The following is a 19,493-nucleotide window of genomic DNA, read 5'->3' as shown; positions in this document are numbered from 1 at the left end:
CGTTTCGTCTGGCCGTGGCCACCGTTACAAGCGGTCCAGGGCCTCGCCGCTGCGGCGGAACCAGTCCATCAGGTAATCGGCCAGGACCTGGGTGCGCCTGGGTAATCCGCCCTGGTAGGGATGCACCAGGTACATGGGCATGCTGCGGGTCTGGTAGTCCCGCAGCAGCCAGCGCAGGCGACCATCGGCCAGCTCGCCATGCAGCACGTAGGATGGCAGCCGGGCGATACCAGCCCCCACCAGGGCGGCCTTTTTCAGCAGGTTGTAGTGATTGCTGGCGAACGGCCCGTTGACCCGCACCCGCAGCAGCTCGTGACGCTGGTGGTAGAGCCATTCTTCACGCCCGCTGTAGTGGCTGTTGAGCAGGCAGCGGTGGTTGGCCAGTTCCATGGGCGTGCGGGGCTCGCCGTATTGCTCCAGGTATGCCGGGCTGGCGCAGGTCATTTCATGCCAGGCCAGCAATGGCCGGGCCACCAGGCGCTGGTCGTTGTCCACCGCGGAGCGCACCGCCAGGTCGAAGCTCTCACGGGCCAGGTCACGGTAGGCATTGCTCAGGTCCAGTTCGATCTGCACCTGGGGATGCTGCCGGGAGAACTCCAGCAGCAGGCCGTCGAAAAAGGTTTCCCCCAGGGACACCGGCACCGTCAGGCGCACCGGGCCGGCGACATCGTCCTTGAGTCGGGCCAGGGCCTGGTGGGCGCGATCCACCTGGGCCACCAGCGCCTGGGCCTGGGGCAGCAGCGCGGCACCGGCGGCGGTCAGGTCCAGGCGGCGGGTGGTGCGTTGCAGCAGCACTACTTCGAACCGCGCCTCCAGGGCGCTGATGCGCTTGGACAGCTGGCCCTTGCTGCACCCCAGGCGTTGGGCCGCCAGGGTGAAACTGCCGGCCTCCACCAATACGGCAAAAGCCGCGAGGTCATCCATCTCGCTCATGGATTGTTTCCTCCAGAAAACCAAAGGTTGCCTATTAGCGCGTTAATCCATGAAAAAACCACTCTAGACTGCAACCTCATCTCCCTTCTCACGAGGAACAGCCCATGAAGATTCTCCTGATCGGTGCCAGCGGCACTGTTGGCTCGGCGGTGGACCGGGAACTGGCGCAACGCCATGACATCGTCCGTATCGGCCGCAACAGCGGCGACTTCCAGGTGGATATCAGCGACAGCCAGTCGATCCGCGCCCTGTTCGAAAAGACCGGGCGCTTCGATGCCCTGGTCTGCGCCGCCGGCAACGTCACCTTCGCGCCCCTGGGGGAGATGACCGCCGAACACTTCCAGCTGGGCCTGCAAGACAAGCTGATGGGCCAGGTCAACCTGCTGCTGATCGGCCGTGAGTACGCCAACGACGGGGGCTCCTTCACCTTCACCAGCGGGATCCTGGGCCACGACCCGATTCGCAGCGGCGCCTCGGCGGCCTTGGTCAATGGCGCCGTGGACAGCTTCGTCCGGGCCGCGGCCATCGAGCTGCCCCGGGGCCTGCGAGTCAACTCGGTAAGCCCCAACGTGCTGGTGGAAGCCATGGGCAGCTACGCCCCGTACTTCCGCGGCTTCAAGCCGGTGCCAGCGGCGGACGTAGCGCTGGCCTACGCCAAGAGCGTGGAAGGCTTGCAGACCGGCCAGACCTACCACGTCGGCTGATGGAAAAATCCGGGGTTGTGATGAACGGTCGGGCTGCGTAACGTGTCGGCTTCCGCCTGGAGGCCCGATTGATGCGCACCGCCCGTTCCCTGCTCTGTTTCGCCCTGCTACCGCTGTTCGCCGGTTGCCAGATGCTGCCCTTGTTCGATGACCAGCCCCAGGCTCCGTCCATGGCCGGGTTGACCCGGGTCCAGGGCGAGCTGAGCGCGGCGGACGGCAAGCTGCTGTTCAAGCCGTGCAGCGAAGACCGGCGCTACGTGGTCAGCGATGGCGGCGGCACCAGCGTGCTGCAGGAAGCCGCCACCCTGGCGGAAAAACAGGGCACGTTGTTCGCCGACCTGCGGGGCAAACTCTCCGCCAGTGGCAGCGGCGATGGCCAGCTGGACCTGCGCCAGCTGTATCGGGTGGAGCGCTCCAACGCCTGTGGCGATCCCAACTTCCCGCGCCTGATCCTGCGTGCCAGCGGCAAGAACCCGAACTGGAAGGTCGACGTCAACGCCCGTGGCATGCGCATCGAACGTGACGGCCAGCCGCCCCTGGCCCTGCCCTACCTGGAGGAGCAACTGGGGGATGGCCGCTTCAACCTGACCAGCGAAGCCAACAACCAGCGCGTCGAACTCTGGGTCGCTCCGCAACGTTGCGTCGACAGCCAGACCGGCAGCGTCCAGCACCTGAGCGCCGAGCTGCGAGTGGACGGCCAGGTCCAGCGCGGCTGCGGTTATTTCGGCGGCTCGCGCAACGACTGATTCGACGAGCAACCGTTTTAACCTCACGGCCAGGGCGGATTGCGGCTTATAATCGCCGGTTTGTGCAAAGCAAGCCGGCGCACTGTCGCGCACCGCCTATCCGGACCCCGTCATGTTACGAATCACCGAACTCAAGTTGCCGCTCGACCATCCCGATGAAGACCTGCGCACCGCCATCGTGCAGCGCCTGGGGATCGCCAGCGACGACCTGCTCGACTTCACCCTGTTCAAGCGCAGCTACGACGCGCGCAAGAAGTCCTCGGAACTGTTGTTCATCTACACCATCGACCTCAACGTGCGCGACGAGGCGGCCCTGCTGCAAAAGTTCGCCGACGACCGCAACGTCAACCCGGCGCCGGACGTCAGCTACAAGTTCGTCGGCCAGGCCCCGGCCGGTCAGCAGGAACGACCGATCGTGGTGGGCTTCGGCCCGTGCGGCATCTTCGCCGGCCTGTTGCTGGCACAGATGGGCTTCAAACCGATCGTGCTCGAACGCGGCAAGGAAGTGCGCCAACGCACCAAGGACACCTGGGGCCTGTGGCGCAAGAGCGTGCTCAACCCCGAATCCAACGTGCAGTTCGGCGAAGGCGGCGCCGGGACCTTCTCCGACGGCAAGCTGTACAGCCAGATCAAGGACCCGCAGCACCATGGCCGCAAGGTCCTGGAAGAGTTCGTCAAGGCCGGTGCGCCGGAAGAAATCCTCTACATCAACAAGCCGCACATCGGCACCTTCCGCCTGACCAGCATGGTCGAGAAGATGCGCGAGCAGATCATCAACCTGGGCGGCGAGGTGCGCTTCGAGCAGAAGGTCACCGACCTGCTCACCGAGGGCGAGCAACTGACCGGCGTAGTCCTGGAAAGCGGCGAGCAACTGGAATCGCGCCATGTGGTCCTGGCCCTGGGCCACAGCGCCCGCGACACCTTCCGCATGCTCCACGCCAAGGGCGTGTTCATGGAGGCCAAGCCCTTCTCGGTGGGGTTCCGCATCGAACACCCGCAATCGCTGATCGACAAGGCACGCCTGGGCAAGTATGCCGGCCACCCGAAGCTCGGCGCCGCCGACTACAAGCTGGTGCACCACGCCAAGAACGGCCGCTCGGTATACAGCTTCTGCATGTGCCCGGGCGGCACCGTGGTAGCGGCCACCAGCGAGCCGAACCGTGTGGTCACCAATGGCATGAGCCAGTACTCGCGTAACGAGCGCAACGCCAACTCCGGCATCGTCGTGGGTATCACCCCGGAAGTGGATTACCCGGGAGGCCCGCTGGCGGGCATCGAGTTCCAGGAACGCCTGGAGTCCCACGCCTTCGTCCTCGGCGGCAGCAACTACCAGGCCCCGGCGCAACTGGTGGGCGACTTCATCGCCGGCAAGCCCAGCACCGCCATCGGCAGCGTCGAGCCATCCTATAAACCCGGGGTGAGCCTGGGCGACCTGGCGCTGGCCCTGCCGGACTTCGCCATCGAGGCCATTCGCGAGGCCCTGCCGGCCTTCGAGCGGCAGATCAAGGGTTATTCCCTGCATGACGCGGTGCTGACCGGGATCGAGACCCGCACCTCGTCGCCACTGCGCATCACCCGTGACGCCTCGATGCAGAGCCTGAACCTCAAGGGCCTGTTCCCGGCCGGCGAAGGCGCCGGTTATGCCGGGGGCATCCTGTCCGCCGGCGTCGACGGCATCCGCATCGCCGAAGCCGTGGCCCGCGACATCCTCGGCATCCAGGCCTGAAGCAAGGATGGGGGGAGCCGCCGCAACGGCTCCCTCTTGGCTTCAGATGCCGGCGCGCAACACGCTGGCAGGCAAGGCGGCTCCCTGCTCGACACTGGCCGCTACCGCTTCGATCAACTCGGCCAATGGGTAGCCCTGCTCCGCCAGCCAGCGCTCATCGTAGTAGGTGGTCGCATAACGCTCGCCGCCGTCACAGAGAATCGCCACGATCGACCCCGCCTCGCCAGCGGCGGCCATCTGCTGGGCGGCCATCAGCGCCCCCACCAGGTTGGTCCCGCTGGAGCCACCGACTCGCCGTCCCAGGCGCCGGGCCAGGTAGTGCATGGCCGCCAGGGACAGGGCGTCCGGGACCTTGACCATGGCGTCGATCACCTGGGGCAGGAACGAAGCCTCGACCCGTGGCCGGCCAATGCCCTCGATCCGCGAGCCGCAGTCCAGGCGCAAGCTGGCATCGCCGCTGTTGTAGTAGTCGAAGAACACCGAGCGCTCGGCATCGACGCACAGCACCCGGGTCTGGTGCTGGCGATAGCGCACGTAGCGCCCCAGGGTCGCGGTGGTACCGCCAGTGCCGGGACTGGAGATCAGCCAGGCCGGCTCCGGGTAACGCTCGAAGCGCAGTTGCTGGAAGATCGATTCGGCGATGTTGTTGTTGGCCCGCCAGTCGGTGGCGCGCTCGGCATAGGTGAACTGGTCCATGAAGTGCCCGCCGCTCTCGCGGGCCAGGCGCTCGGACTCGGCATAGATCTGCGTCGGGTCCTGCACCAGGTGGCTCTTGCCGCCATAGAAGGCGATCTGGGCGATCTTCTCCTGGGAGGTGGTGGCCGGCATCACCGCGATGAAGGGCAAGCCCAGCAACCGCGCGAAGTAGGCCTCGGAAATCGCCGTGGAACCGCTGGAAGCTTCGATCACCGGCGCCCCGGGCTTGAGCCAGCCATTGCACAAGGCATAGAGGAACAACGAGCGGGCCAGACGGTGCTTGAGGCTGCCGGTGGGATGGCTCGATTCGTCCTTGAAATACAGTTCGATGCCCGGATGACCGGCCAGGGGCAAGGGGATCAGGTGGGTGTCGGCACTGCGCTGGAAGTCGGCTTCGATGATGCGGATGGCCTCGCGGGCCCACTGGCGATTATCGCTCATGTTCTATTCTCGTCGGATCGAACGCCATACCGGCGCAAGAAGATGAAATGCACCCGGCGCAGGAGATCCAGGTCCGGGACCGCTGGCATTTTTCAATGAGTGGAAAAGCCCTGCGGCCCACTGCCGCCGGACATGTTAGGAAATAACTCGTCGCCCTGACAGGTACAGCTATGAAGCAATTGGAAACACAACTTCCACGTGCGTTTTCCAGCAGGCCGCTTGCCCTCTACATATAACAAAAAAGAATATAACTTTTGTTTTAACAACCAACTGTACGGGTTAGGGTGTGCCACCTTGTTTGCTTTTAGATGGAGAGCGCCCTTTGCCTCTGCGTAGTACTTTCACTCGTTTCTTTGCCATGGAGGCAGCCAGCGGCCTGTTGCTGATCGCTGCGGCCATCCTTGCGCTGATCATCAACAACTCGCCCCTGTCCTGGTTGTACAACGGCTTGCTGGAAACCCCGGTGGTGGCCCAGGTCGGCGCCTTGAAAATCGCCAAGCCGCTGCTGCTGTGGATCAACGACGGCCTGATGGCCCTGTTCTTCCTGCTGATCGGCCTGGAGGTCAAGCGTGAAGTCCTGGACGGCCAGCTGTCCAAGCCTTCGCAGGTGGTGCTGCCAGGGGCGGCGGCCATCGGCGGCATGCTGGTGCCGGCGCTGATCTACTGGTTCCTCAACCGCGACAACCCGCCGGCCCTCAACGGCTGGGCGATCCCTACCGCCACCGACATCGCCTTCGCCCTCGGGGTCCTGGCGCTGCTGGGCAAGCGGGTACCGACCTCGCTGAAGCTGTTCCTGATGACCCTGGCGATCATCGATGACCTGGGCGCCATCGTGATCATCGCGATCTTCTATTCCGGCGCCCTGTCGACTTTGTCGCTGATGCTGGCGGCGGCCTGCATCGCGGCGCTGGTGGCGATGAACCGCCTGGGCGTGGTCAAGCTCGGGCCCTACATGATCATCGGCCTGATCCTCTGGGTCTGCGTGCTCAAGAGCGGCGTCCATGCGACCCTGGCGGGCGTGACCCTGGCCTTCTGCATTCCCTTGCGCACCCGCAATGCCGAGCCTTCGCCGCTGCTGGCCCTGGAACATGCGCTGCATCCCTGGGTGTCGTTCGGCATCCTGCCGCTGTTCGCCTTCGCCAACGCCGGCTTGTCGTTGAGTGGCGTGACCGTCGAGAGCTTCACCCACTTCGTGCCGATGGGCATCGCCGTCGGCCTGCTGCTGGGCAAGACGATCGGGGTATTCGGCCTGACCTGGCTGGCGGTAAAGACCGGTCTGGCGGCCCTGCCGGCTGGGGCCAACTGGGGCCAGGTGTTCGGCGTGGCGATTCTCTGCGGGATCGGCTTCACCATGAGCCTGTTCGTCGGCTCCCTGGCGTTCGTCCCGGGCAGCAGCGAGTACGCCGGCATGGACCGCATGGGCATCCTCACCGGCTCGCTGTTCGCTGCCCTGATCGGCTATGCCGTCACTGCCGCCGCCAGCCGCAAGAGCACCTCCCTGGCGTCCTGATCGGCGAAGTTCTCCCCCGCCTGAAAACACAAAACCCCGGTCAGTTGCCTGGCCGGGGTTTTGTTTGGCTGTTGAGAAATCAGCGAGTTACACGGCTGGTACCGTTGACGCTCATGATGCGTACACGGTCGCCAACACGGAACACTTCGTTTTCCTGAACTTGCTGTACATAGGCACGCATGCTGCCGTCGTCTTCACGCACGGTGATCTCCACGCCCTGGGTACGGGTCAGCCCTTCCTCGGTGGCCGAGCCGAGCAGGCCACCCGCCACGGCACCGATGACCGCAGTGACGATGCTGCCGCGACCGCCGCCGATGGCGCTGCCACCGACACCGCCGATCACCGCGCCAGCGGCGCCGCCGATAGGGGTCTTGGTGCCTTCGATCTTCACCGGGCGCAGGGATTCGATGGTGCCCATACGTACGGTTTGCACACGACGCGCTTCATCACGAGAGTAGGAATCACCGGTCAGGTTGGAGGCGCAACCGCCGAGCAACATGGCCATCGTGGTGAAGGACGCAACCAGCAAAACAGACTTACGCATAGGATCAACTCCAAGGGAAAATAAATCATTAGACTCCGCAGCTTGACACCTGTCACGGTGCCGCCCGGATAAAATTGCTTTCATTCAGCCCAAGTACAGGCTGCATGAATTCCGGGCCCTCTCGCTACGGTAGCCCCAGCCTCCAGCATAACGCTATCGAACAAGGGATTTTCCATGGATTACTTCATCATCTTCGTGGTCACGGTCGCCGGCCTGTATTTCCACTGGTGGCTGTACGTACGCATCAAGCGCTGGACGGACCGGGACCTGGCGTTGTCGATGGCCGGGACCGATGAACAGAAGAAGCAATACATGTTGCAACAATTGGCCGAAGCCCAACGCCAGAAAGTAAAACGCCGGGACCTGCCGCAATGGCTGGAAGCCGCTGCGGCAGGTTATCCCGGCGAGTGATCCAAGAGTTTCAGGGAGCCAGGCGCTCACGCACCCAATGCAAGTCCTGCCGTCGATAGTTCAAGCGGTCATGCAGGCGGCTGGGGCGCCCTTGCCAGAACTCGATACGCTCCGGCAACAGCCGGTAACCACCCCAGTGTTCCGGGCAGTCGGGCTGGCTATCGCTGAAGCGCGCCTCGGTGGCCTTGAGCAGTTCCTGCAGTTCTCCACGATCGGCAATCACCCGGCTCTGCGGTGACGCCCAGGCACCCAGGCGGCTGCCCAAGGGACGTACCTGATAGTAGGCATCGGATTCCTCGGCAGAGACCTTGACCACTCGTCCTTCGATCCGCACCTGGCGCTCCAGGGTCGGCCAGAAGAACGTCATGGCTGCAAAAGGCCGCGCGGCCAACTGCTGGCCCTTGGCGCTTTCATAGTTGGTGAAGAAGGTGAACCCCTGCTCATCCAGGCCCTTGAGCAACAGGATGCGGCAGTGGGGACGACCGTCGGCATCAACAGTCGCCAGGGTCATGGCATTGGCCTCCACCGGCGGCTGTTCGGTCTGCACCGCTTCAGCGAACCACTGGTGGAACAGTGCGAAGGGTTCGGCCGGAGCCTGGGCCTCGGACAAGCCGTCGCGAGCGTAGTCGCGGCGCATATCAGCCAGAGACTGGGTCATGCCTGCTGTTCCTTATCCTGGTAGATCAGTTCTTGGCCTGGGCGGTAGCCGTCGGGTTCTTGGCCGCCGCCACGGTTTTCTTGGCTGGAGCCTTCTTCGCCGCCGGCTTGGCTGCGGGTTTCTTGGCCGCGGAGGATTTCTTCGCCGCGGTTGCCGCTTTCTTGCTGGCCGGGGCCGGAACCGGTGGCTTGGCGTCCTGGATAGCGACCATTTCGGTTTCGGACGGGGTCGGCTGGTTGTACTTGCTCAGCAGGCCCAACAGGGTGCTGCGCTGGGTCAACATGATTTCCACCCGGCGGTTCAACGAACGGCCTTGTGGGCTGTCGTTGGCGGCACGCGGCATCACCGCGCCCATGCCACGCAGCATCAGGCGGTCCTGCTTCAGGCCGCTGAGGCTGAAGATCGCGGCCACGGACTGGGCACGATCACGGCTCAGCTTCTGGTTGGCCAGGGTCGGGCCAGTCGCATCGGCATGGCCGAGAATCAGCACGGCGGTCTTCGGATCGCCTTCCACGGCCTTGGCCACGCGGGTGAACGGGCCCAGGGTCACCGGCAGCAGCATCGCCGGGCGATCCGGGTTGAAGGAAGCGTCCACCAGTGCGGTGACTACCAGCACGTTCTCACGACGCTCCACCTGCAGCTTGCTGTCCTTGACGGCTTCACGCAGGCGCGGCTCGTAGTCGTCGAGCCAGGCCTGGGTGATTTTCGGGTCAGGCATCGGGATATCCGCCACGTTGACCTTGCTCAGGGGCTTGGGCTGGCTCTTGCCGAAAGGCCACCACCATGGGTTCTCGGCATCCGCGGCCTTGGCCACGGCAGGGGCTGGAGCCGGTTCGGCCTTCTTGGCCTCGGCTACCGGCTTGTCGGCATCCTTGGAAGAGGAGAAAGGCCACCACCAGTTGCCACCTTCAGCCTTGGCCGAAGCGTTCTCAGCCTCTGGGGCCGGAGCCGGGGCTGTCGCTACCGGTGCCGGAGCCGGCTCGGCGGCAGGAGCTGCCGGCTTGCCTGCAGGAGTCTTGGCTGGCACGGCTGCCTTGGCCGCTGGCGCTGCCTGCTTCGCGGAAGCCGTGGTCTTGCCAGCAGGAGCCGGAGCCCCCTTGGCCGCGACAGCCGGCTTGCCCGCAGGAGCCGCCGGGGCGGCTTCGGCCGTGGCTGGTTGTTCCGGGGCAGGAGCAGGAGCGGCTTCCTTGCTGGCGGCCTTATCGCCTCCGAACGACCACCAATGGCCGCCGTCCGCTTCATTTTGTGGGGTTTGTGCGCAACCGGTTACGGTCAGGCAGATGGCCAAGGCTAGAGACTTGTTCGACGACATGGGATATCCACAAAATGAGATAAAAAGTTCGGTCTAAATAACCGCTACAAACAGACGCTTGGAAATTATAAAAGCCACAGGGTTCCGTCCTGCAGCTTTTCAAGCATGTTTAAGCAAAAAAGTTCTTAACAGCAACCTTTTTACAGACAATCCGACAAAACTCGCACCAACCTCTGTGCCCGTGGGTCCATCAACACATAGGGGCCCAGGGTATTGGTGACGAAACCGAAGGCCACGTCGTGCTCCGGATCGGCGAAACCGATGGAGCCCCCCGCCCCGGGATGCCCGAATGCCCGTGCCCCCAGGCCAAAGGTCGCGTTAGCCACCTGGGGCTGGTCGAGCATGCAGCCCAGGCCGAAACGGGTCTGGGTCAACAGGGTCTTGTCCATGCCCAGGCTGTGCTCCCGGGTCAGCTCCTCGAGCATTTCGGCCTCCAGCAAGCGGCCATCGAGCAGGCCGCTGTAGAAACCGGCGAGGCTGCGGGCGTTGCCATGGCCGTTGGCCGCTGGCTGCTGCATGCGCCGCCACTCGGGTTTATTGGTGCTGGTCATGATAGACGGTGGATTGGTAAATGCCCGGGTGCTCATCGCTTCGGGCTCGCGCATGGTCACCTGTAAAAGGCGCTGGGCCGCGGCATCGCCGACATTGCCCTTGCCCCGCGCGATATGCGCCACCCGGTGGAATTCCTCGTCGGCCAGGCCGATATGGAAGTCCAGCCCCAGGGGCTTGGCCACCCGGGCCACGATCGATTCGCCAGGGCCACGGCCGTCGGCCCGGCGAATCAACTCGCCCACCAGCCAGCCATAGGTGATGGCGGCATAACCGTGCCCTTCGCCCGGTGTCCACCAGGGCTGCTCGGCCGCCAGGGCGTCGACCATGGTCTGCCATTCGTACAGGGCATGGGGCGGCATCAGCTCACGCAGGGCCGGCAACCCGGCCTGGTGGCACAGCAACTGGCGCAAGGTGATGGCCGCCTTGCCCGACGCGGCGAATTCCGGCCAGTGGTCGGCCACCGGCGCGTCCAGCTTGAGCTTGCCCTCGGCCACCAATTGCAACGCGGTCACGGCGGTAAAGGTCTTGGTGCAGGAAAACAGGTTGGCGATGGTATCGCTGTGCCAGGCCTCGGCGCCGTCCTTGTCGGCCGTGCCGGCCCAGAGGTCGACCACGGTTTCCCCGCCGACCTGGATGCACAGCGCGGCGCCACGCTCCTGGGGATCGTCGAACAGCGCCGCGAAAGCCTCGCGTACCGCCTCGAACTTGAGTTCGTAATGACCTTGAATCTGCACCCTGAATCCCCCTGCGACAATGCTCGGCAACGTGGCGCGCATTGTTTCAGCCCCAAGGGAATTTGGGAACAACCGGACCCCACCCGAGCAGGGCCCGAAAGTCTTCAGTGGCCGTTGCCGGAATGCCCACCGGCATGCGCTTCACCCGTGGCGCTCGGTGCGTCCCGGCTTTCCGTCGTAGACCCGCTGGCGGCTACCTGCTCGGCCTGGGCCCGAGCGAACTGCGTGGCCTTGCCCAGTTGTTCCAACGCCAGCAGGTTGCTCTTGCGCACGGTCTCGACGAAATCCTGGAACGGCACATCGGTAATGCCCACCAGGCCAAAATGGCCGTTCTCACCGTCCAGCAGGCGTCCGGTCACCGGCTGGTCCAGGTACTGGAACCAATGCACCCCGACGATGGACGGCTCGCTCAGCGCCTGCTTGAGGAAGTTGGCATAGGCCGGTCCCCGCTCCTCCTCCCGGGCCAGTTCGGTAACTGCGCCCCAGAACGGGCCACGATCCCGGGAGCCAAAGTTGAACTCGGTGACCAACAGCGGCTTGTCGAGACTGCGCAGGTAGGCGAAGTCCTGCCCGTCCTGGGGCTTGAGGGTGTACATGTTGAAGCTCAGCACGTCGCAATACTGGGCACAGGACGCCACCGCCTCAGGTGTGCTGACGGCAAACCGCCCTCCCAGCAGCAGGTGATTGGGGGCGTGCCATTTCAACGAATCGGCGATGGTCTTGAAGTAGGTATCGGCGAAGACTCGCTGGAAATGCCGGTAGTCGGCCTCGATCTCGGGATGCTCGGGGCTTGGCAGCGGCGCCTCGAAGCCCGGGTCTTCCAGCAACTCCCAGGCCGGCAGATCGATCCCCCAGGCCTTGGACAGCCCCTGCTGGTTGCGATACTTGTCGCGCAGTTGCTTGAGGAAGGCGCGCTTGGCCGGGACATCGGTGGTCAGGCGCAAAGTGCCGTAGGCCAGGGCGAAGCGAGATTTCGCGTCACTTCCCGGACCTGCCCAGGCCAGCTCGTTGTCGGCGAAGTAACCGATCAACCACGGATCGTCACGATGATCCCGGGCAGCGATGGCCACGGCGCGCTCGGTGGCCATGGCAAAGCGCGGATCGAAGGGATCGGGCATGCCGCCCCACCAATCGCTGCCGGTGCTGATGCTGGCGTAGTCGCCGACGATCGACAGCGGCAGGGTGTAGGGCATTCGGGCGGCCAGGCCCAGGGCCGGCGCGCTCCAGTTGCCGATGGTGTTGAAGCCCCAGGCTTGCAGGCGGTCCAGGGTGTGGCCGAGCCAGCGCTTCTGGTCGAACCCCGGTGCCGCGCAGGGAGCCGCCTGGTCGGGCGCTGCCACGGCCGCGCCAGCAGCGGCGCAAGGTGCGCCATAAGTACGCTGCAGGTTGGCCCGGTAGAAGTCGTACCAGCGCCCGCTGTTGTAGCCCCGCCCGCGGTCGGCGCCGTTACCGCCACGGTTGTCGCCGTCACCGTAGTAGACCGCCAGTGGCTCGCCGTCCTTGGGCAGGTCGCTGAACATCCATTCGCGCCCGGCGACATAGGTGCGGTTGTTGTCCGCCGCCAGGGTGTTGACCCCCAGGGAATAGAACGGATGCCCATCGGGAGTCACCAGGAACCAGCGGCCATCACGCTTCTGGGTGCGAAAGAAGCCGCTGGCCTTGAAGGCCGGCCCCTGGCTCAGGCCGCCGAAGCGATCCAGGGGGGCCTTTTCACGCTCGGCGAGCCAGCCCTTGAGCTGTTGCTGCTCCTTGCTCGCGGCGGATTTGAGCTGCTCGTCGCTGGCGACCTTCTCCGGCCAGCGGTCCCGGGTCGACTGGCCATAGCCATCCACCAGGGAGCCATACACGGCGCGAACCACGCCCTCGCCATCCTGCACGCCGAAACGCTCAAGAAGGATGCTTTGCGAAGCCTTGGGGTTGTCCAGGGACAGGGTCACCGATACCACCTGGCTGCGGTCCAGTTGCCCTTCGCTGCTGGCCAGCAGGATGCGCTGGCCGTCCACGGTCATGGGCATCGGCGGCGCGGCCTTCATGCCCTGCTCCAGGGCACTGCTGGCCACCAAGGGCACCAGCAGCGTCTGCGCCGGGCCGGCGGGCAAGTCGACCCGGCTGGCCAGGGTCTGGCCATCGTGGCTCTGGATGGTCACGTAGAGGGTCAGGGCCCAGTCCATCGCACTCTGGATACGCAGGCTCATCAGACCCGACTGCGACCAGTCCCAGGCACCCGCCTGGGGGCTCAGGCGCAGGCTGGGACGCAGCGTCGGGTTGAACGTCACCCGCCGCAGCACTTCACCCTCGGCCGTCTGTTCGGCGTTGTACTGCGGCAGGTTGGCATCCTGGGTCGCCACCTGCACCACGGCGGCCGGGCGGACAAAGTTGAACAACGTTCGTTGTCCGGCAGGGGCCGCCAGCACAGGCGCGGCAAACGACAGGGCAAGTACGACGGGCAACGAGCGGCGAATCATGTGGGCCGGTTTCTCCTTGTAGGGCCGCTGGGCGGCCGATGCTCAAGCATTGACGTGAAATAGACAGCGGGGCGCGCAAAGGTGCGGCCCTGCCCGGTAAGCCAGTGAAAAGACCTTGGGCGACGTGGCTACCCAGGCCGTCGCCGGGCGGCGTGCTCGCCTGCCCGGCGCAATGCGGTCTGGGCCAGCCTAGGATATTTCTCGGCGAAAAGGCGGCAGGGCATTGAGGATCGCCTTGCCATAGCGCTGGGTGACCAGGCGCCGATCCAGCAGGGTGATGGTGCCGCGGTCCTGCTCGGTACGCAGCAGCCGGCCACAGGCCTGGACCAACTTGAGGGAGGCATCCGGCACCGAGATTTCCATGAACGGGTTGCCGCCCCGGGCCTCGATCCACTCCGCCAGCGCCGCCTCCACCGGATCGTCCGGTACCGAGAACGGGATCTTGGCGATCACCACGTGCTCGCAATAGGCCCCCGGCAAGTCCACCCCTTCGGCGAAGCTGGCCAGGCCGAACAGCACGCTGGAATCGCCGCCATCGACCCGGGCCTTGTGTTTGTTGAGGGTCTCCTGCTTGGACAGGTTGCCCTGGATGAACACCTGCTTGCGCCAGTCGCGATCCAGGCCGTCGAATACGTCCTGCATCTGCTTGCGCGAGGAGAACAGCACCAGGCTGCCCCGGGAGCCTTCCACCAGTTCCGGCAGGTCGCGGATGATCGCTGCGGTATGGGCTGCGGCATCCCGTGGGTCGGCCCGCAGGTCGGGAACCCGCAGCACGCCGGCGTCGGCATGGTGGAATGGGCTGGGGACCACGGCGGTAACGGCCTTCTTCGGCAAGCCGGCACGCATGCGGAAACGGTCGAAGGTGCCCAGGGCGGTCAGGGTCGCCGAGGTTACCAGGGCACCGTAGGCTACGTTCCACAAATTGCGGCGCAGCATTTCCGCGGCCAGGATCGGGCTGGCGTTGACCTCGATATCGAACAACGAGCCACTCTCGGCCAGGGTCAGCCAGCGGGCCATGGGCGGGTTGTCCTCCGGGTCCTCGACGGTGAAGGCCGTCCACAGTTCCCAGTTGCCCGAGGCCCGGGCCAGCAGGCTGCCGAACAGCGGATACCACTCCTCGGCCTGGTTGCTGGCGATGCCGATGTTGACCTCGCCGTCCATGCCTTCCTTGAGCAGGTCGGTCAGGCGAGTGAACAGGTCGGTCAGGCGCGAGAAGCCTTTCTTCAGCTCGATGCCCATCTCGCGCATGTGGTCGGGAATCAAGCCGCCGACAAAACGATGGCGCGGCCGCTCGCGGCCTTCCATGTCTTCACCGGTCTTGAAGTCGGCGATCTGCTCGCAGGCGGTGAACATGAACTGTTGCTGGGTCTTGATCTCCCGCGCCAGCTCCGGCACCTGCTCGATCAGCCGTCCCAGATCCCCCGGCAGCGGGTGCTGGGCCAGGAGCTTGGTGAGGTTCTTGGCGGTCTGCTCCAGCCAGTCGGCGGTGGAGCGCAACCGGGTGTAGTGGGCGAAGTGGCCGATGGCCTTGTCCGGCAGGTGATGGCCTTCGTCGAACACATAGAGGGTGTCGCGCGGGTCGGGCAGCACCGCGCCGCCGCCCAGGGCCAGGTCGGCCAGGACCATGTCGTGGTTGGTGACGATCACGTCGACCTTGCCCATGCCTTCCCGGGCTTTGTAGAAGGCGCACTGGCCGAAGTTGGGGCAATGGCGATTGGTGCACTGGCTGTGGTCGGTGGTCAGGCGCGCCCAGTCGGCGTCTTCCAGGGTCGTGGGCCAGCTGTCGCGGTCGCCGTCCCATTTATTGCCGGCCAGTTTCTCGATCATGCTGGTGAACAGCTTCTGGCTGGCCTCGTCCACCTCGATCTTGAAGCCTTCTTCTTCGAACAGCTGGGCGGTGGCGGTCTGCGCGTGGCCTTCCTGCAGCAGCATGTCGAGCTTGGACAGGCACATGTAGCGCCCGCGTCCCTTGGCCAGGGCGAAGCTGAAGTTCAAGCCGCTGTTGCGCATCAGGTCGGGCAGGTCCTTGTAGACGATCTGCTCCTGCAGGGCGACGGTGGCGGTGGCGATCACCAGGCGCTTGCCGGCGGCCTTGGCCGTGGGGATCGCCGCCAGGCTGTAGGCCACGGTCTTGCCGGTACCGGTGCCGGCCTCTACCGCGACCACCGCCGGATCGCCGCTGCGCCGGCCCTCGTCGTCGGTATCGACGTCACCCAGGACCTTGGCCACCTCGGCGATCATCAGGCGCTGGCCATAACGCGGCTTGAGGCTCTTGGCTTCGAGAAAACGCGAGTAGGCGCCCTGGATCGTGGTTTTGAGTTCGTTGCTGATCATGGTTCTTCAGGCGCAGAAAACGCTGGATAAATTTTCAGTGGTTCGAATCGGCCGCTATCATACCCCGCTAATTCATCCTGCGCAGAACGGAGTACCCGAATGACCGCTTTCGCCCTCGCCTACAGCTTGCATGTCCTGGCCGCCCTGGTCTGGGTCGGCGGCATGTTCTTCGCCTGGATGGTCCTGCGGCCCGCCGCCGTGGCGGCCCTGGAAGGTCCACAGCGGCTTCAATTGTGGGCCCAGGTATTCCCGCGTTTTTTCGCCTGGGTCTGGGCGGCCGTGGTGATCTTGCCGATCAGCGGCATCGGCCTGCTGCACCTGCGGTTCAACGGTTTTGAAACCGCGCCGCGCTATGTGCAGATCATGATGGGCGTGTACCTGGCGATGACCGCGCTGTTCATCCGTATCCAGGCGCTGCAGCTGCCGGAGTTGCGCCAGGCAGTGGCGGCCCAGGACTGGCCGGCCGGTGCCGCCGTGCTCGGGCGGATCCGCCGCCTGGTGGGTATCAACCTGATCATCGGCCTGCTGCTGGTGGCCCTGGCGGCTGCCCGGCCGAGCTTCTGAAATACGATCGCCCGCAAAAGCGGGCGATCGGCATGACAACTGACAAAGCGGGTTAAAGGCGCTGCACGGTCAGCGAGCCCGCCACGCCCTCCGGCCCTGGTTGGCCCTGGGCACCGGGACGTCCGCCCTTGCCACCGTCGGCCCGGTAGACCAGGCAGCCCTTGGATTTGCCGCCCGCGCCCGGCTTGCCACCGGCCCCGGCCAAACCGCCGGCACCGCCATCGACCCAGACCTTGATCTGCTCGTCGGGGAAATCCCGCGGCAACTCCAGGCGTACCTGGCCACCCGCCGCACCCGGATGGCCATTACCGCCATTGTCCCCATCGGCACCACGTCCGGCCTGGCCCCAGGTACAGCCGGGCTCATCGCCATTGGCCCCATCCAGGCCGACATAACCTGGCGCACCGGCACCGCCCCGTGCATCCACCGACAGCTCCTGGGCCTGCAGCGACTCGATCCGCAGGTTCAGGTTGCGACCAGGCTTGGCGGCCTTCTCATAGGTCCCCGGCGCCCCCCGGGAGGTGAACTGGCTACCCGCGTCCAGCTGTGCCCGCTGGACCACCAGATGCAGGCTCTGCTCGGTGGGCACGATGGCGATCCGCGCCTCGCGCCCCAGGTGCAGGTCCTGGACCTGGAGTTCAGTGACATTGGCCGGTACCAGCAAGGTGGCGAAGTCGGCCACGTCCAAGCGTTCCAGGACCAGGTTGCTGGCGGTATTGGGCAGGCGCATGAAGGAATTGGTTTCGACCCTGACCTCCTGGGCCAGGACCAGGGGGGTAAAGAACAGGAGCAGCGGGCAGAGCCTACGCATGATCGGCCTCGACGGTAACGGGGGCTGGAAGGGCCTGCAGATGGAAAATACCTACCAGCAGGATTTGCAGGCGATCACGCCAAGGATGGGCACGGCCCTTGAGGCTGCCATTGAACAGCACCAGTTCCAGCAGATGGGTCAACAGCAACAGGCTGCCCGCCAGGTTGACCAGCAAGTGCAATGGATTGATCAACGGCCTGGCCAGGTTGATCAATATCACCAGCCAAAATAGCAGGGTCAGAAACTTCCCCAGCCCCCATAAGACCTTCATATGCCCCCCTTGTAAGTTCTTCTTTGCGCGCACAGTAACGACTTATTACCGGGATACGCCAGAGGGCCATGCAAATTCTCCCCAGCGGCAGTTTAGCTCCCGGATCGACGAGGATCGCCGCAGCCACTTCCCCATACCGCACGTGGATGCGCCGGCGCGGCACCTCGGGCCGCGCCGGACGCGCCTGCTCAACGGTTGATCTGGATTTCCGTGCGGCGGTTCATGGCCCGTCCTTCCGCGGTCTTGTTGTCCGCCACGGGTTTGCTGGCTCCGGCGCCGGTCACCGAGATGAAACTGGCACGGGGAATACCGCCCTGGATCAAGTATTCCACCACCGAATGGGCGCGTTTTTCCGAGAGTTTCTGGTTGTAGGCCGCCTTGCCGACGCTGTCGGTATGGCCCGTCACCCGCAGTTGTGCCGAGGCAGACTCCTGCTTCAGGCGAGTCACTATGGTGTTGAGCTTGGTCTTGTCGGCCTCGGTCAGCTTGGCCGAGTCGAAATGGAAGTGCACATCGCGCACGACGATGGTTTCTTCCTTGACCACCACGACCTCTTCCACCACGGGTGGAGGCAATGGGCAGCCGTTGGCATCGACCTGCACGCCCTTGGGCGTATGCGGGCACTTGTCACGGCTGTCCGGCACGCCATCGCCGTCCTCGTCGCCATCGCCATGCACCCAGCAGTAGGCGCCTGCCAGGCCGCCGACAAACAGTGCGCCACCGCCCGCCCACGCCGAGCTTTCGGTGGCGCCCAGCGCCGCGCCGGTGACGCCGCCTACCGCGGCGCAGATCGGCCAGTCGGTTTTTTGCAAACCTGCACAACCAGTCAACACACCGGTCAACAGAACCAGGGGTACTGCCGTACGAATGATGCTCATCTGATTTCTCCTGAGGGATCGGCTCGGGGCCGATTCACGGAGTAAAGACCCGGCCGAAGGTCCGCGCCAGCAAACCGCCAGCCCCTGTTTCGCCCCGTAAACACAGGGGGTTCACGAATAAATGAAGAACCGCTCTAGGCCCGCGGATGCCGGCAAGCTAGTCTTGGACGCTCTGATCGAGGAGCGATGATGAGCGTCGGTATTTCTGCCCGTACCCCGCAGCAGGCACTGGCTGCCCTGCTGGACCGTTATGCACCGCAAAGGCTGCTGCTGATCGGCGCCAGCGACTTTCCCGCCCTGGCCGCATTCAAGGCCGCCCATCCGGCCACCGAAGTGGCCCAGGCCGCAGGGCCTTTGCCGGCCGACCTGGCCGCGCAGCGTTTCGACCTGGCCCTGGCGGTGGATTGCCTGGAGCACCTGCCCAAGCGCGAGGGCCAGAACCTGCTTGGAGGCATCCGCAACCTCAACGCCAGCCGCATCGCCGTGCTGGCCGACCTGGCCGCTTGCGGCTGGCAGGAAACCGACTTCTTCTCCCTGGCCCTGCAGGCCAGCGAGCGCTTCCAGCGGGAGCAACAGGTGCTGACCCTGTTTACCTACGATCTGCTTGAATACAAGCAAGTGCCCGATTGGCTCAATTCACGCTTCTGGGCGAACCCGGAAAATTTTGGAAAGTACTGGTGGTAACACGATGAGCGCTTCGATTTGTCCCTGCGGCAGCGGCAACCTGCTGGAGGCCTGCTGCGGCCATTACCATGCCGGCCATCCCGCGCCCTGTGCCGAGGCCCTGATGCGCTCGCGCTACAGCGCCTATGTGCTGGGGCAGGTGGACTATCTGGTAGCCACCACCCTGCCGGCCCAACAGGCAGGACTGGACCGCCAATCCATCAGCGACTGGAGCGCCCAGAGCACCTGGCTGGGCTTGCAAGTGGAAAGCTCGGAGGTATTCGGCGGCCAGCCCGAACATGCCTTCGTCACCTTCACCGCCCGCTGGCACGACAGCCAGGGCGAGCACAGCCATCGCGAACGCTCGTCGTTCGTGCAGAACCAGGGGCGCTGGTACTTCATCGACCCCACGGTGCAGCTCAAGGCATCGCGCAACGATGCCTGCCCCTGCGGCAGCGGGCAGAAATACAAGAAGTGCTGCGCGAGCTACTTCAGCCGCTGAGCCCTCGTCCGCCACGATCAGCCCCGGCCCAGGATGGG

19 protein-coding genes are annotated in these 19,493 nt (G+C 64.9%); 8 read left to right on the top strand and 11 right to left on the bottom strand.

Features of this window, described 5'->3' with window-relative positions; all coding sequences use genetic code 11:
- Window positions 1-24 precede the first annotated feature (24 nt).
- On the bottom strand, window positions 25-933 hold the full coding sequence (locus H7A76_RS07305; protein ID WP_185697887.1) for a LysR family transcriptional regulator: 909 nt from the start codon (window positions 931-933) through the stop codon (window positions 25-27).
- A gap of 104 nt (window positions 934-1,037) precedes the next feature.
- Between H7A76_RS07305 and H7A76_RS07300 the strand changes: the two genes are divergently transcribed.
- The 3 genes from H7A76_RS07300 to H7A76_RS07290 all read left to right on the top strand — a co-directional run bounded on the left by H7A76_RS07300 (window position 1,038) and on the right by H7A76_RS07290 (window position 4,109).
- On the top strand, window positions 1,038-1,637 hold the full coding sequence (locus H7A76_RS07300; protein WP_053135527.1) for a short chain dehydrogenase: 600 nt from the start codon (window positions 1,038-1,040) through the stop codon (window positions 1,635-1,637).
- A gap of 71 nt (window positions 1,638-1,708) precedes the next feature.
- Window positions 1,709-2,383, top strand: a complete 675-nt coding sequence (locus H7A76_RS07295; protein WP_185697886.1) for a COG3650 family protein — start codon at window positions 1,709-1,711, stop codon at window positions 2,381-2,383.
- A gap of 112 nt (window positions 2,384-2,495) precedes the next feature.
- A complete protein-coding gene (locus tag H7A76_RS07290) occupies window positions 2,496-4,109 on the top strand; it encodes an NAD(P)/FAD-dependent oxidoreductase (RefSeq protein WP_185697885.1) in 1,614 nt (537 codons plus the stop codon).
- A gap of 42 nt (window positions 4,110-4,151) precedes the next feature.
- Here H7A76_RS07290 and H7A76_RS07285 read toward each other — a convergent pair whose 3' ends face one another.
- Window positions 4,152-5,246, bottom strand: a complete 1,095-nt coding sequence (locus H7A76_RS07285; protein WP_185697884.1) for a PLP-dependent cysteine synthase family protein — start codon at window positions 5,244-5,246, stop codon at window positions 4,152-4,154.
- A gap of 322 nt (window positions 5,247-5,568) precedes the next feature.
- Between H7A76_RS07285 and nhaA the strand changes: the two genes are divergently transcribed.
- A complete protein-coding gene (gene nhaA / locus H7A76_RS07280; protein ID WP_185697883.1) occupies window positions 5,569-6,756 on the top strand; it encodes a Na+/H+ antiporter NhaA in 1,188 nt (395 codons plus the stop codon).
- Window positions 6,757-6,835: 79 nt separating this feature from the next.
- On the opposite strand, the gene H7A76_RS07275 is transcribed toward nhaA, so the two are convergent.
- Entirely contained in the window at window positions 6,836-7,300 is a 465-nt protein-coding gene (locus H7A76_RS07275; protein WP_025127763.1) for a glycine zipper 2TM domain-containing protein, read from the bottom strand.
- Window positions 7,301-7,474: 174 nt separating this feature from the next.
- Here H7A76_RS07275 and H7A76_RS07270 point away from each other — a divergent pair, with 174 nt between their 5' ends.
- Window positions 7,475-7,711, top strand: coding sequence for a hypothetical protein (locus H7A76_RS07270; protein ID WP_185697882.1), 237 nt, complete (start codon window positions 7,475-7,477; stop codon window positions 7,709-7,711).
- Window positions 7,712-7,721: 10 nt separating this feature from the next.
- Here H7A76_RS07270 and pdxH read toward each other — a convergent pair whose 3' ends face one another.
- The 5 genes from pdxH to dinG form a co-directional block, all read right to left on the bottom strand.
- Complete coding sequence (gene pdxH / locus H7A76_RS07265; protein ID WP_185697881.1) at window positions 7,722-8,369, bottom strand: pyridoxamine 5'-phosphate oxidase; 648 nt, start codon at window positions 8,367-8,369, stop codon at window positions 7,722-7,724.
- 25 nt (window positions 8,370-8,394) lie between these two features.
- Window positions 8,395-9,681 (bottom strand): OmpA family protein, encoded by a 1,287-nt coding sequence (locus tag H7A76_RS07260; protein ID WP_185697880.1) that lies wholly within the window; start codon window positions 9,679-9,681, stop codon window positions 8,395-8,397.
- 140 nt (window positions 9,682-9,821) lie between these two features.
- Window positions 9,822-10,967: a serine hydrolase domain-containing protein gene (locus H7A76_RS07255; RefSeq protein ID WP_185697879.1), complete on the bottom strand. Its 1,146-nt coding sequence runs from the start codon at window positions 10,965-10,967 to the stop codon at window positions 9,822-9,824.
- 104 nt (window positions 10,968-11,071) lie between these two features.
- Window positions 11,072-13,432 carry a beta-galactosidase gene (locus H7A76_RS07250; RefSeq protein ID WP_185697878.1) on the bottom strand — a complete coding sequence of 787 codons (2,361 nt, stop codon included), beginning with the start codon at window positions 13,430-13,432 and terminating at the stop codon, window positions 11,072-11,074.
- A 189-nt stretch (window positions 13,433-13,621) separates the two neighbouring features.
- A complete protein-coding gene (gene dinG / locus H7A76_RS07245; RefSeq protein WP_185697877.1) occupies window positions 13,622-15,766 on the bottom strand; it encodes an ATP-dependent DNA helicase DinG in 2,145 nt (714 codons plus the stop codon).
- Between the two features lie 99 nt (window positions 15,767-15,865).
- Between dinG and H7A76_RS07240 the strand changes: the two genes are divergently transcribed.
- Window positions 15,866-16,330: a CopD family protein gene (locus tag H7A76_RS07240; protein ID WP_185697876.1), complete on the top strand. Its 465-nt coding sequence runs from the start codon at window positions 15,866-15,868 to the stop codon at window positions 16,328-16,330.
- A 52-nt stretch (window positions 16,331-16,382) separates the two neighbouring features.
- Here the strand turns inward: H7A76_RS07240 and H7A76_RS07235 are convergent, their stop codons facing one another.
- The 3 genes from H7A76_RS07235 to H7A76_RS07225 all read right to left on the bottom strand — a co-directional run bounded on the left by H7A76_RS07235 (window position 16,383) and on the right by H7A76_RS07225 (window position 18,290).
- Window positions 16,383-17,141: a collagen-like protein gene (locus tag H7A76_RS07235; RefSeq protein ID WP_185697875.1), complete on the bottom strand. Its 759-nt coding sequence runs from the start codon at window positions 17,139-17,141 to the stop codon at window positions 16,383-16,385.
- On the bottom strand, window positions 17,134-17,412 hold the full coding sequence (locus tag H7A76_RS07230; RefSeq protein WP_185697874.1) for a DUF1145 domain-containing protein: 279 nt from the start codon (window positions 17,410-17,412) through the stop codon (window positions 17,134-17,136). Before H7A76_RS07230 ends, H7A76_RS07235 begins: the two co-directional genes overlap by 8 nt.
- A gap of 188 nt (window positions 17,413-17,600) precedes the next feature.
- Window positions 17,601-18,290 (bottom strand): OmpA family protein, encoded by a 690-nt coding sequence (locus tag H7A76_RS07225; protein ID WP_185697873.1) that lies wholly within the window; start codon window positions 18,288-18,290, stop codon window positions 17,601-17,603.
- A gap of 189 nt (window positions 18,291-18,479) precedes the next feature.
- Between H7A76_RS07225 and H7A76_RS07220 the strand changes: the two genes are divergently transcribed.
- Together H7A76_RS07220 and H7A76_RS07215 are read left to right on the top strand one after the other, a co-directional pair.
- A complete protein-coding gene (locus H7A76_RS07220) occupies window positions 18,480-18,974 on the top strand; it encodes a DUF6231 family protein (RefSeq protein ID WP_185697872.1) in 495 nt (164 codons plus the stop codon).
- 4 nt (window positions 18,975-18,978) lie between these two features.
- A complete protein-coding gene (locus H7A76_RS07215) occupies window positions 18,979-19,455 on the top strand; it encodes a YchJ family protein (RefSeq protein WP_185697871.1) in 477 nt (158 codons plus the stop codon).
- Window positions 19,456-19,493: the final 38 nt, after the last annotated feature.

This window comes from Pseudomonas sp. MSSRFD41 (assembly GCF_014230245.1).
Taxonomy (GTDB): domain Bacteria; phylum Pseudomonadota; class Gammaproteobacteria; order Pseudomonadales; family Pseudomonadaceae; genus Aquipseudomonas; species Aquipseudomonas piscis.
The sequence above is the reverse complement of the archived record's forward strand: the minus strand, read 5'-3'. Positions and strand labels throughout refer to the sequence as shown.

Bases quoted from the DNA above. Each gene is read 5' to 3' on its own strand.
- H7A76_RS07305 (WP_185697887.1), bottom strand. From the start codon at position 933: ATGAGCGAGATGGATGACCTCGCGGCTTTTGCCGTATTGGTGGAGGCC.
- H7A76_RS07300 (WP_053135527.1), top strand. From the start codon at position 1,038: ATGAAGATTCTCCTGATCGGTGCCAGCGGCACTGTTGGCTCGGCGGTG.
- H7A76_RS07295 (WP_185697886.1), top strand. From the start codon at position 1,709: ATGCGCACCGCCCGTTCCCTGCTCTGTTTCGCCCTGCTACCGCTGTTC.
- H7A76_RS07290 (WP_185697885.1), top strand. From the start codon at position 2,496: ATGTTACGAATCACCGAACTCAAGTTGCCGCTCGACCATCCCGATGAA.
- H7A76_RS07285 (WP_185697884.1), bottom strand. From the start codon at position 5,246: ATGAGCGATAATCGCCAGTGGGCCCGCGAGGCCATCCGCATCATCGAA.
- H7A76_RS07275 (WP_025127763.1), bottom strand. From the start codon at position 7,300: ATGCGTAAGTCTGTTTTGCTGGTTGCGTCCTTCACCACGATGGCCATG.
- H7A76_RS07270 (WP_185697882.1), top strand. From the start codon at position 7,475: ATGGATTACTTCATCATCTTCGTGGTCACGGTCGCCGGCCTGTATTTC.
- pdxH (WP_185697881.1), bottom strand. From the start codon at position 8,369: ATGACCCAGTCTCTGGCTGATATGCGCCGCGACTACGCTCGCGACGGC.
- H7A76_RS07260 (WP_185697880.1), bottom strand. From the start codon at position 9,681: ATGTCGTCGAACAAGTCTCTAGCCTTGGCCATCTGCCTGACCGTAACC.
- H7A76_RS07250 (WP_185697878.1), bottom strand. From the start codon at position 13,432: ATGATTCGCCGCTCGTTGCCCGTCGTACTTGCCCTGTCGTTTGCCGCG.
- dinG (WP_185697877.1), bottom strand. From the start codon at position 15,766: ATGATCAGCAACGAACTCAAAACCACGATCCAGGGCGCCTACTCGCGT.
- H7A76_RS07240 (WP_185697876.1), top strand. From the start codon at position 15,866: ATGACCGCTTTCGCCCTCGCCTACAGCTTGCATGTCCTGGCCGCCCTG.
- H7A76_RS07235 (WP_185697875.1), bottom strand. From the start codon at position 17,141: ATGCGTAGGCTCTGCCCGCTGCTCCTGTTCTTTACCCCCCTGGTCCTG.
- H7A76_RS07230 (WP_185697874.1), bottom strand. From the start codon at position 17,412: ATGAAGGTCTTATGGGGGCTGGGGAAGTTTCTGACCCTGCTATTTTGG.
- H7A76_RS07225 (WP_185697873.1), bottom strand. From the start codon at position 18,290: ATGAGCATCATTCGTACGGCAGTACCCCTGGTTCTGTTGACCGGTGTG.
- H7A76_RS07220 (WP_185697872.1), top strand. From the start codon at position 18,480: ATGAGCGTCGGTATTTCTGCCCGTACCCCGCAGCAGGCACTGGCTGCC.
- H7A76_RS07215 (WP_185697871.1), top strand. From the start codon at position 18,979: ATGAGCGCTTCGATTTGTCCCTGCGGCAGCGGCAACCTGCTGGAGGCC.